This window comes from Anaerococcus vaginimassiliensis (assembly GCF_900626155.1).
GTDB classification, from domain to species: Bacteria; Bacillota; Clostridia; order Tissierellales; family Peptoniphilaceae; genus Anaerococcus; species Anaerococcus vaginimassiliensis.
In genome coordinates this window covers 278,511-289,709 of sequence record NZ_LR130844.1, presented here as the reverse complement: position 1 = coordinate 289,709, position 11,199 = coordinate 278,511, and the positions used below count along the sequence as shown (strand labels likewise).

General features: G+C 34.3%; 11 protein-coding genes. 10 read left to right on the top strand and 1 reads right to left on the bottom strand.

Annotated features, from left to right (window positions below; translation table 11 throughout):
- Window positions 1–27: 27 nt before the first annotated feature.
- On the bottom strand, window positions 28–1,038 hold the full coding sequence (gene asnA, locus E0D87_RS01625) for an aspartate--ammonia ligase (protein WP_130819100.1): 1,011 nt from the start codon (window positions 1,036–1,038) through the stop codon (window positions 28–30).
- 284 nt (window positions 1,039–1,322) lie between these two features.
- Between asnA and E0D87_RS01620 the strand changes: the two genes are divergently transcribed.
- The 10 genes from E0D87_RS01620 to E0D87_RS01575 all read left to right on the top strand — a co-directional run bounded on the left by E0D87_RS01620 (window position 1,323) and on the right by E0D87_RS01575 (window position 11,129).
- Complete coding sequence (locus E0D87_RS01620) at window positions 1,323–2,711, top strand: uracil-xanthine permease family protein (RefSeq protein ID WP_130819099.1); 1,389 nt, start codon at window positions 1,323–1,325, stop codon at window positions 2,709–2,711.
- A gap of 153 nt (window positions 2,712–2,864) precedes the next feature.
- Complete coding sequence (locus tag E0D87_RS01615; protein WP_130819098.1) at window positions 2,865–3,833, top strand: substrate-binding domain-containing protein; 969 nt, start codon at window positions 2,865–2,867, stop codon at window positions 3,831–3,833.
- A 1-nt stretch (window position 3,834) separates the two neighbouring features.
- Complete coding sequence (gene pstC / locus E0D87_RS01610; protein ID WP_004834067.1) at window positions 3,835–4,698, top strand: phosphate ABC transporter permease subunit PstC; 864 nt, start codon at window positions 3,835–3,837, stop codon at window positions 4,696–4,698.
- 8 nt (window positions 4,699–4,706) lie between these two features.
- On the top strand, window positions 4,707–5,522 hold the full coding sequence (pstA, locus tag E0D87_RS01605; RefSeq protein WP_130819097.1) for a phosphate ABC transporter permease PstA: 816 nt from the start codon (window positions 4,707–4,709) through the stop codon (window positions 5,520–5,522).
- Window positions 5,523–5,535: 13 nt separating this feature from the next.
- Window positions 5,536–6,312, top strand: coding sequence for a phosphate ABC transporter ATP-binding protein PstB (gene pstB, locus E0D87_RS01600; protein WP_130819096.1), 777 nt, complete (start codon window positions 5,536–5,538; stop codon window positions 6,310–6,312).
- 1 nt (window position 6,313) lies between these two features.
- A complete protein-coding gene (locus E0D87_RS01595; protein WP_130819095.1) occupies window positions 6,314–6,931 on the top strand; it encodes a PhoU domain-containing protein in 618 nt (205 codons plus the stop codon).
- Window positions 6,932–7,591: a response regulator transcription factor gene (locus tag E0D87_RS01590; RefSeq protein ID WP_130819094.1), complete on the top strand. Its 660-nt coding sequence runs from the start codon at window positions 6,932–6,934 to the stop codon at window positions 7,589–7,591. It begins immediately after the preceding gene.
- Complete coding sequence (locus E0D87_RS01585) at window positions 7,588–9,216, top strand: sensor histidine kinase (RefSeq protein ID WP_130819093.1); 1,629 nt, start codon at window positions 7,588–7,590, stop codon at window positions 9,214–9,216. The genes E0D87_RS01590 and E0D87_RS01585 overlap by 4 nt, the downstream gene beginning before the upstream one ends.
- A gap of 72 nt (window positions 9,217–9,288) precedes the next feature.
- Window positions 9,289–9,570: a hypothetical protein gene (locus tag E0D87_RS01580; RefSeq protein ID WP_130819092.1), complete on the top strand. Its 282-nt coding sequence runs from the start codon at window positions 9,289–9,291 to the stop codon at window positions 9,568–9,570.
- Window positions 9,571–9,599: 29 nt separating this feature from the next.
- A complete protein-coding gene (locus E0D87_RS01575) occupies window positions 9,600–11,129 on the top strand; it encodes a 4Fe-4S dicluster domain-containing protein (RefSeq protein ID WP_130819091.1) in 1,530 nt (509 codons plus the stop codon).
- The last annotated feature ends 70 nt before the right edge of the window (window positions 11,130–11,199 follow it).

Sequence of the window (11,199 nt, the reverse complement as noted above, 5' to 3'; positions counted from 1 at the left end):
CTTTGATTTGTAAGTCGAGTTTATTTTCTATAATAAGTTAATTCCCTTGTTAGCAAGGGCTTTTCTTTGTTCATCTGGCCAGTAGGATACTTGAACTTCTCCTATATGAGCCTTTTGTAAGAAGAACATACATAGTCTTGATTGACCGATACCGCCTCCTACAGTTTGTGGAAGTCTACCGTCGATTAGCATCTTGTGGTAGTCAAACTTTAGCCTGTCTAGGTTGTCAGTTTGTTTTAGTTGTTCGTTTAATCTTTCTGGGTTAACTCTTATACCCATAGATGATAGTTCTAGAACATCATCTAAGACTGGGTTATAGACTAGGATGTCTCCGTTTAGCTCCCAATCGTCATAGTCTGGTGCACGCATATCGTGTTTTTCACCGTTTGATAGGACTTTTCCTATTTGCATTAGAAATACTGATCCAAATTCTTTGACTGCAGCTCTTTCTCTGCCCTTATCGTCCATTCCTTTGTATCTATTTAGCATCTCTTCACTAGTCATAAAGGTAATTTGGTCTTTTAGGAGTTTCTTTCTAGTTGGTACTAGTCCACAAAGGTACTCATCTAGAGACTTCATTGTTCTATAGATTGTCTCTACTACTCTTTTGAGGTATTCGACGTTTCGTTCATCTTCTTCCATGATTAGCTCCCAGTCCCATTGGTCTACATAAAAGGAGTGGGTATTGTCAGGTACTTCACAACGTCTGATGGCATTCATGTCTGTGTATAGACCTTCGTGCATTTTAAACTTGTATTCTTCTAGAGCAAATCTCTTCCATTTGGCAAGAGAGTGGACTATTTCCATCTCAGCATTACTTGCTTCTGGTAGGTCGAAAGTTACAGGTTTTTCGGATCCTGATAGATTGTCATTTAATCCTGATGTTTCTGATACGAATAGGGGAGCAGAAACTCTCTTTAGGTTTAGGTTATTAGCAAGGTTTATTTGAAAATAATCCTTGATTTCTTTGATTAATAGTTGGGTTCTATACAAATCTTCGTTGCTTTTATAATTTTCTGGTATTACTAACTTACTCATATAATCTCCTTTACAATAAGTTTAATATACTAGTTTTTTACAAAAAATAAATAGTTTGCCTTTTTGAAAAAGTAAATAATATCTATTTGTTTTAAAATTAATTACGGGGACTTACCAACATTTGCAAGAGAAAAAACGATTTTTTAGAAAAATTCTTCCCTTTTTAAAGCCTTGAATTTAGAGCATATTGCTGTATAACTATGACAAGTGATGTTTTTTTAATCACTGCTCTTTGTAGAGCTTTTTGTCGGAAATTTCTATAAATGTAAATGAAAAGAGGTGTCATGAAAGAAGAACTTTCGAATTTATTTAAGTTTGAGGCAGATGTTCCATTTTCTAAGGCGTTTCCACTAGCTTTGCAACACGTAATCGCTATGATTGCAGCTTGTATCGCTCCGCCACTTATATTTGCTCAAACTGCAGGTCTATCTCCTGAAGATAGTATCGTCCTTGTTCAAATGTCCCTTGTAGGATCAGCTCTTACAACCCTACTTATGCTTTATCCAATAGGAAAATTTGGTGCAAAACTTCCTATGATTTACGGTGTGAGTTTTGCCTATCTACCAACTATGTTAGCCCTTGCTAATCAGTTTCAAGATGTGGGTGGAGCAGGAATTGTTGCTATTATTCTCGGTGCTCAACTTATTGGAGCTATCGCATCTTTGATATTTGCTTTTACCCTAAAATACATACTACCATATTTCCCACCTTTGGTTAGCGGTACGGTTGTACTTTGTATAGGTATTTCCCTATATCCAGTTGCCCTAACTAATATGGGAGGAGCAGGAGATGTTACAGCACCTGGTTGGGGAGCTTGGCAATATTGGCTAGTTGCTGTTATAACCCTAATTGCAAACTTTGCCTTTACTCATTTTGGCAGAGGCATAGTTAGCCTTTCATCTTTATTATTTGCGATGATTGTAGGCTATATTGTTTCATTTTTCTTTGATATGGTTGATTTATCTCAGGTAGGAGATGCAAGCTGGTTTTCTTTAGTTAGACCAATGCATTTTGGAATTAAGTTTGAACCATCTGCAATATTTTCTTTTATAATAATATTTATTGTAACGTCTATTGAAGGTATTGGAGATATTTCTTCAACTACAATCGGTGGTTATGATAGAGAACCAACTGCTAAGGAACTTCAGGGAGGACTTTCCGCCTTCTCACTTACAAATATTGTAGGTTCTTTTTTAGCAACACTTCCAACAGCTACATTTTCACAAAACGTTGGAATCATTTCAATAAATAAGGTTATAAACAAGAAGGTATTCTCAACAGCAGCTATAATGATTTTTATTTCAGGTCTTATACCTAAACTATCAAGTCTACTTACAACTATTCCTCCAGCTGTAATTGGAGGGGCTACTCTATCAGTATTTGCTATAATTACTATGAATGGTATCAAAATGATAACTAGCCAACCTCTAACTATGCGTAATACTTCAATAGTAGGTACAAGTGTTGCCCTAGGTTTTGGTTTTACTACAGTTGTATCAGTTGCAGAGGCTGCTGGAGTAGTATTTATGCCAGAGAGTTTAAAGATTGCTATTGGCTCATCACCAGTTGTACTTGCTGCAATATCTGCAGTTTTGATGAACATCCTAATACCTGAAAAGGATGAAGATAAACCAGTAGAAAAAAGAATAGAAGAAGAGATTCTTGAAAAATAAATAAGGTTAAAAATTTACAGCAGACATTAATTTGTCTGCTTTTTTCATTTGTAAAGAAATTTTACATAAACTTTACATTTCCCTTAAATGAACTAAACATAGATACCTTATGATTAGACCATAAGAAAGATTTATAAAACAAGGAGAAAAAATATGAAAAATAAAAACTTTAAATTATTAGCCCTAGCACTTTCATTCGGATTGGTATTTACAGCTTGTTCAAATGATAATACAAAAAACGAAGAAACTAAGGAAGTTACTAGCGAAGAAAGCACAAGTAGTGCAGAAGAAAACATGGACAACAAAGAAGAAAAGAAAGATGACACAGAAGCAAGTAAAAAAGATTATGACTTTACAGTAGTTTCTAGAGAAGATGGTTCAGGTACTCGTGGTGCTTTCGTAGAATTAGTTGGTCTAATGGAAAAAGTAGATGGCGAAGAGGAAGATATGACAACTCTAGATGCTATCGTACAAAACTCAACTAACGGTGTAATGCAAACTGTAGCCAAGGATACAAATGCTATAGGTTACATTTCTCTAGGTTCTCTAAATGATAGCGTAAAAGCTTTAATGATCGATGGAGTAGAAGCAACTGAAGAAAATATAGCTAATGGCTCTTACAAATTGCAAAGACCATTTAACCTAGCTTACAAAGAAAGCGAACTAGATGATTTAGCTAAGGACTTCTTAGCATATGTTTCTTCAAGCGATGCTCAAAAGATCGTAGCTGATTTAGGATACGTTCCACTAAAAGATAGCAAGGCATATGAAAAGAAAGATGTCAAAGGAAACCTAACAGTAGCTGGTTCTACTTCAGTTACCCCGCTTATGGAAAAAATGGCAGAAGAATATGAAAAGCTAAATCCAGATGTTAAAATTGAAATCCAATCTACAGGTTCATCTGCAGGTATCGAGGCTGTAATAGATGGAGCAGCTAATATCGCTATGGCAAGCCGTGAGCTAAAAGATGAAGAAAAAGAACAACTTACTCCAAGTGTAATAGCAACAGACGGAATCGCAGTTGTAGTTAATAAGGAAAGCAAAGTTTCTGACATTAGCCTAGACGATCTAAAAGAAATCTTTGCTGGAAATATCTTAAACACAAGCGAACTAGAGAAATAAAATGAACAAAAATAGGGAAAAAATTGGAGAGATTATCTTTCTAATAGCTGCAGCCCTATCAGTTATTCTCATCCTTTTAATAATATATTTTATCTTTAGTGAGGGAATGAAGTTTGTAAATGAATACGGACTTCTTTCTTTCATTAAAGGAAAGGTATGGAAGCCAACTGCATCAAGGGCGAAATTTGGAATCTTTCCAATGATAATTGGATCAATTATAGTAACTTTACTTTCAACTCTGATAGCCTTACCTTTTGGACTTGGCACCTCGATTTACATGGCATATTACGCCAAGAAATCATATTCCCCTCTAAAAGCTTTAATAAATCTAATGGCAGCCATTCCTTCAGTAGTATATGGATTTTTTGCTATGATGGTACTAGTACCCTTGGTTAAGGAAGTATTTGATGTAAGAAGTGGTATGAATATGTTTACTGCCTCAATCCTTCTTGCTGTTATGATTTTACCAACTATGGTAAATATATCTGAAAACTCCCTTAGACAGGTGCCAAAGTCCTTCTATCAAGGATCTCTTGCTCTAGGTGCAAGCAAGGAAGAAACAATCCACAAGGTCATGGTGCCTTATGCCAAAAGTGGAATATTTTCATCTATAATCCTTGCCGTAGGTAGAGCTATAGGTGAGACAATGGCAGTGTATCTTGTAATAGGTAACCAACCAGCTCTTCCAAAATCAATCTTTAGAGGAGCAAGAACATTAACAACAAACATAGTTCTTGAAATGGGTTATGCCCAAGGCATGCATAGACAAGCTCTAATAGCTACTGGTATGGTACTGTTTTTCTTTATCCTTCTTATAAATATTATCTTTAATATAATAAGAAGTAGATCTGAGAAGAGATTGTAGGAGGGACTATGACAAAACCATATAAATATTTAATAATGTTTTTAACCTACCTAGGCTTTGCTATAAGTGGGATAATCATTGCTTATATCATAATAAAAGGTGTACCAAACATTAGTCCAGGGCTATTTAGCCTAAAGTATAACTCTGAAAATGTTTCAATCATGCCTAGTGTAATAGCAACACTTTTTACAATAATAATAACCCTAATAATATCCCTACCTGTAGGAATATTTACAGCAATCTACTTGTCACAATACGCTAAGAATAAAGTATTTATAAAACTTGTAAGATTTTCTACAGAAATCTTATCTTCCATTCCTTCAATAGTGTATGGTTTGTTTGGTTACTTATTCTTTGTAACTAAACAAGGACTAGGTCTTGGGATGGGCTATTCTATGATTGCAGGAAGCTTAACCCTCGCTATCATGGTTCTACCGACAATAATTAGAACTACAGAAGAGGCGATACTAACAGTAAATCCCCTCCAAGCTCACGCATCCCTAGCTCTAGGAGCAACTAAGATTCAAACGATATTTAAAGTAGTACTTCCAGAAGCCATGGATGGAATCCTTGGAGGAATATTTTTATCGACAGGAAGGATTGTAGGAGAATCTGCAGCCCTAATCTACACTATGGGAACAGAACCTCAAATACCAAAAGCCCTAGGAGAATCAGCAAGAAGTCTTGCTGTTCATATGTATGTCCTATCATCAGAAGGACTCCATGTAAACGAAGCCTATGCTACGGCAGTATTGCTTTTAGTATTTGTATTGGTAATCAACTACGTATCAACAAAGATTAGTAAAAAACTTGCAGGAAATTAAGAAAAGAGAAAGTATGGAAAATAATATCAAGAAAAAAGACTTTGCAATTTCTGTTAGAGACTTAGACCTATATTATGGAGATTTCAAAGCTTTAAAAAATATAAATATGGACATAGAAAGAGGAAAGATAACCGCCTTTATAGGTCCTTCTGGTTGTGGTAAGTCAACTATGCTTAGATGTTTTAATAGAATGAATGATCTAATAGATGATTGCAAGATCGACGGACTTGTTACGATAAATGGAGAAGATATTTACAAAAAAGACGTAGATATAGTACAATTAAGAAGAAATGTAGGAATGGTTTTCCAATCGCCTAACCCATTTTCAAAATCAATTTACGATAACATAACCTATGGTCCGAAGATTTCTGGAATCAAGGATAAGGAAAAGCTAGATGAAATAGTTGAGAAATCTTTAAAGTCAGCCGCTATTTGGGATGAGGTAAAGGATAAACTAGATCAAAATGCCCTTTCCTTTTCTGGTGGTCAACAACAGAGGATATGTATAGCTAGGAGTCTTTCTGTAAATCCTGACATAATTTTAATGGATGAGCCAACTAGTGCGCTAGATCCTATATCAACTTCCGCTATAGAAGATTTGCTGGATAGCCTAAAAGATAAGTACACAATAGTTATTGTAACTCATAATATGCAACAGGCAGCGAGAATTTCTGATCAAACAGCTTTCTTCCTAACAGGAGAAGTGGTAGAAATGGACGATACCCTAAACATATTTGAAAATCCAAAAGATAAGAGAACAGAAGATTATATTACAGGAAGGTTTGGCTGATATGAGAGTAAGGTACAATGAAGATTTATCCAATGTAAAAAACATGGCAAAAAGCATCATGGATTTAGTAATCTTATCTTACGATAGGTATGACTTGTTTTTGACAGATAATAACAAGGATAACCTAAGAGATATAATAGAAATCCACGAGGATATTAGAAGAAAAGCAAGCGATATGGAAAGACTTAGCTTTGAGCTAATGGCACTCCAACAGCCAATAGCAAAAGATTTAAGGCTACTACAAATGGCTATAAAACTTGCTTCAACCTACAAGAGAATAGCAAGCCACTTTGAACAAGCATCTCTTATCTTGATAGACTATGGGTTAAACGATTTTGAAAAAGATCTTCTAAAAAGATTTATCCAAAGTGAAAAGAAGATGGCAGCAGCATCTATTAGAGCGTTTCTTGAAAATGACCTTGAACTTGCCCAAATTACTATAGAAAATGACCAAGTAAACAATGACTTGTTTGCAGAATCTATCGAGTATATTGCAAGAGAAAACAAGGAAAGCAAAATCGGTGCTATGGAGTTGTCTGAGAAAGTTTTATTGTATAAATATTTTGAAAGATTGGGAGATAGGATTGCTAGAGTAGCAGATCTTGCAGCGAGGTTATAGATGATATATCTGGTAGAGGACGATAAGTCAATAAGAAATTTAGTAGAATATGCATTAAGAGAAAAAGGCTACGAGGTGTGTGGCTTTTCTGATGGATCTAATATAGTAGATGAAGTTAGAAATAAAAATATAGATTTATTGATTCTTGATATCATGCTACCAGAAAAAGACGGTCTTAGTATCTTAAAAGAAATAAGGGAGTTTTCTAACCTACCAATCATAATGCTAACAGCAAGGACTGATGAGTTCGACAAGGTTACAGGACTTGACCTTGGGGCGGATGATTATATAACAAAACCATTTTCCATCCTTGAGCTAATAAGTAGGGTCAAGGCTGTTCTTAGAAGAAGCAAGAAAAAAGATAAGGACGATTTAACCTACAAGGAAATATCCCTGAACACATCTAAAAGAAGGGTAAAAGTTTTAGATGAAAAAATAGACTTAACATACAAAGAATTTGAAATGCTTCTCCTCTTGATGTCAAACGTAGGTAATGTCATAAGTAGGGAAGACTTTTTGCTAAAGATTTGGGGTTATGACTATGAGGGAGAAACTAGAACTGTAGATGTTCATATAGCAAGCCTTAGGTCAAAGCTAAAGGAAACTGGAAAATACATTCATACAGTTAGAAATTTAGGATACAAGTTAGGTGAGATATGAAGGAATTACTTGAGAAATATTTTATTAGATTATTAAGCCTAGTAACGATATTAACATTTACAATCAATACAATCTTTTTATTTAAACAAAAAAGCCAAGCTCAAAATGAATTTATGGAAAATTCTTTGAGCTTTCTTTTCTGTGAAATAAAAGATAAAGATAGGATAGATTTGTTGGATGATTTCATAGAGAAAAACCCAACTTATGATATTCTCCTGTATGATAAGGATAAGAAAATATTATTTAGGTCAAATGAGTCCCTAAATCCTTTTGATATAAACAAATCAAATGAAGAAAAGATAAGAAAAATTGACTATTACATAAAAGATTCGCTAAACACTGGATTTTATATGGGAGGAGAATTTACTCTACTTATAAAATCTAAAAACACAATATCTGATTTCTTATCCATAAAACTTATTTCAATCTACCTTTTATGTTATCTTCTTTTTATAGGTATTGGAAAATTTATGATAAATAACTTTATAGATCAATTCGTAAAGGGGCTTGCACGCTTCAACGAATCCTACAACTACAGAATCATAGACCCAGAATATGAAGAAGTGAAACCCTACTTTAAGGACTTGGCTTATAAAAATAAAAATTTAAGAAAGGATGTAGAAAAGAACAAAGAAAGATGGCAAGATCTAATGACTATAACAGAAAATATGGAAGAAGGTCTAATAATTTGCGGGGCAGATGGAAACATCGAGATAATGAACAAATCATCTAAAGATTTATTAGGAAAAGACGAAAAGTCAAACCTTGACAATCTTATAGATGATGAAAACTACAGATTAAGTATAAGAGAGATAAAGATAAATCAAAGACCAAAAACCTTGGAACATAGGCTAGGTGAGTCTTACCTAAAAATTATAATCGATCCGATTAAAAACGAGCACTCCAAGGGATATGTTGTTATCATAATAGATAATTCAGAAAATAAAAGAGCAGAGATTCTTAGAAGAGAATTTTCCTCTAATGTAAGTCACGAACTAAAAAGCCCTCTAACAAGCATAAATGGATACGCAGAGCTAATAGCAACTGGCATGGCAAAAGATGAGGATATCAAAGATTTTGCTCAAATTATATATAAGGAGGGCAATAGACTTCTAGAAATAATCGACGATATTATAAAACTCTCTAGCTTAGATGAGGCAAATAAAGAAATAAAAAAGGAAGAAATTGACATAAAAGATGTAGCAAATAATGCAATTTTAAAGTTTAAAAATAAAACTACTGATAAAAATATTACTACAGTAAATAATATTGCATCCTATAATATTAAAACAGCACCAAGTCTCTTTTATGATTTATTTACAAATATTTATGAAAATGCGATAAAATATACAAATCCTAATGGAAAAATTGAACTATCTTCTCTAATCATGGACAAGAAATTATATATTTTGATAAAAGATAACGGAATAGGCATTAGTCAGAAAGATCAGGCTAGAATTTTCGAGAGATTTTTCATAGCTGATAAGGCAAGAAGAAGAGAAGAAAAATCGACAGGTCTTGGCCTATCCATAGCCAAACATATAGCAGATTACTTAGGTCTAAATCTTTTGGTATCATCAGAATTGGGAAAGGGTTCTACTTTTAAAATTGTGATAGATATTTAAGCCTAATATTAATAATTGCTATATCCTGTTAAATTTGATACAATCTAATTAAGACTATATTTGGAGGAAATTATGAAAGTAACTATTTGTTCTTGTGCTAGATGCACAGCCCACGGAAACGAATTCTTATACGATTCAGCTAACATAGTAAAGAAAGATATAGAATATGCTTATGAAGTTGAGGGCTTGGGCGAGGCTCCTGAGATAGAAGTTGTTTATGAAAATATAATGAATGATATAGAAAATCCTGAAAAAAACGCTCCACTAGCAAAAGTTGACGATACATACATAAAAAAGGCAAAACCTGAAGTGCTAATGGAGATGATGTTTGATAAGTTTGTACCAAAAAAATAAGTTGAGATTGACATAAAAGAGGAACAATAATGAAAGAATCATACATAGACATATTAAATATTAGAAGGATGGCCTTCGAAGCGGTTGCCAAGATTGCTTACGAAAATAGGCCAATTAGCGATATTGCTCTTGAAGTATACAATATTCTTCCAGGCGAAGAAGCGAAATATAGAGAAAATATCTTTAGAGAAAGAGCAGTAATGGGTGAGAGACTAAGAATGTGTATTGGTCTTGATGCAAGAACTGCTGCTAATACTGAGGCTATAACAGAAGGTCTCGATGCGATGGATTATGATAGAAGAATCTATAATCCACCTTTAGTTTCTGTAATAAAGGTTGCTTGTGAAGCTTGTCCAGAAAATAAGGTAACTGTGACAGACCAATGCCACGCATGTATTGGACATCCTTGTGTGAATGTTTGTCCTAAAAATGCCGTTACATATACAGCAAAAGGTGCAATCATTGATCAAGATAAGTGTATAAAATGTGGTAAGTGCGTTTCAGCTTGTCCATATAATGCTATAAACCATCAAAAAAGACCATGTGCTGAGTCTTGTGGGGTTAAGGCAATTACTTCTGATGAATTAGGTAGAGCAGATATCAATGAAGATAAGTGTGTAGCTTGTGGTAGATGTATTATTACATGCCCATTTGGAGCTATTTCTGATAAGAGCGAAATCTATCAACTTATTAAATCTCTACAATCTGACAGAAAAGTATATGCCATAATTGCGCCTTCATTTGTAGGACAATTTGGTGTAAATGTAAGTCCAGAACAAATAAGAGAAGCTATCAAACAACTCGGATTTGAGGATGTTATAGAGGTAGGACTTGGTGCTGACCTTACAACAATGAATGAAGCACACGAGTTCTTAGAACAAGTGCCAACAGGCGAGATTCCATTTATGGGAACAAGCTGTTGTTTCTCATGGAAATTAATGGTTAGAAAGCAATTCCCAGATATAAACGACAAGATTTCTGAATCTTCTACACCTATGATTTATTCAGGAAAACAAATGAAAAAGCGTGATCCAAATTGCGAAGTTGTATTTATCGGACCATGTATTTCTAAAAAGCTAGAGGCTTTAGAAGAAGAAGTAGCAGAAGTTATAGACTTTGTTATAACTTACGAAGAACTTCTAGGAATGTTCCTTGCTAAGGGAATCGAACCATCAGAAATCGAAGTTGATGAGGAAATGATGGATGCTTCTGAAACAGGAAGATTCTACGCAGTTAGCGGTGGAGTTGCAGAAGCTGTTAAAAGAAGAATAGGTGAAATCGACCCTGATGTCAAAGTAAATGTTGAAAACGCAGAAGGACTAGACAATTGTGTCAAACTAGCTAGAATGGCAAAACTTGGCAGAATGGATGGCAAATTAATAGAAGGAATGGCTTGTATGGGAGGCTGTGTAGGTGGCCCTGGAACAATAGTTGCTGAAACTAAAACAGGCAAAGCAGTCAAAAAATTTGCAGCTGAATCAATCTACAAATCACCAGCTGACAATGAGCATATTCCAGAAGAAGATAGACCAGATGATAGCAAACTCAAAAACAATTAATAAGTAAAATAATTATAGGATAACTCTTCTTAGGTTCAACTTAAAAAGAGCTATCCTATTTTTTAGATAA

Coding starts and splice junctions, on each gene's coding strand:
- asnA (WP_130819100.1), bottom strand. CDS start 1,038: ATGAGTAAGTTAGTAATACCAGAAAATTATAAAAGCAACGAAGATTTG.
- E0D87_RS01620 (WP_130819099.1), top strand. CDS start 1,323: ATGAAAGAAGAACTTTCGAATTTATTTAAGTTTGAGGCAGATGTTCCA.
- E0D87_RS01615 (WP_130819098.1), top strand. CDS start 2,865: ATGAAAAATAAAAACTTTAAATTATTAGCCCTAGCACTTTCATTCGGA.
- pstC (WP_004834067.1), top strand. CDS start 3,835: ATGAACAAAAATAGGGAAAAAATTGGAGAGATTATCTTTCTAATAGCT.
- pstA (WP_130819097.1), top strand. CDS start 4,707: ATGACAAAACCATATAAATATTTAATAATGTTTTTAACCTACCTAGGC.
- pstB (WP_130819096.1), top strand. CDS start 5,536: ATGGAAAATAATATCAAGAAAAAAGACTTTGCAATTTCTGTTAGAGAC.
- E0D87_RS01595 (WP_130819095.1), top strand. CDS start 6,314: ATGAGAGTAAGGTACAATGAAGATTTATCCAATGTAAAAAACATGGCA.
- E0D87_RS01590 (WP_130819094.1), top strand. CDS start 6,932: ATGATATATCTGGTAGAGGACGATAAGTCAATAAGAAATTTAGTAGAA.
- E0D87_RS01585 (WP_130819093.1), top strand. CDS start 7,588: ATGAAGGAATTACTTGAGAAATATTTTATTAGATTATTAAGCCTAGTA.
- E0D87_RS01580 (WP_130819092.1), top strand. CDS start 9,289: ATGAAAGTAACTATTTGTTCTTGTGCTAGATGCACAGCCCACGGAAAC.
- E0D87_RS01575 (WP_130819091.1), top strand. CDS start 9,600: ATGAAAGAATCATACATAGACATATTAAATATTAGAAGGATGGCCTTC.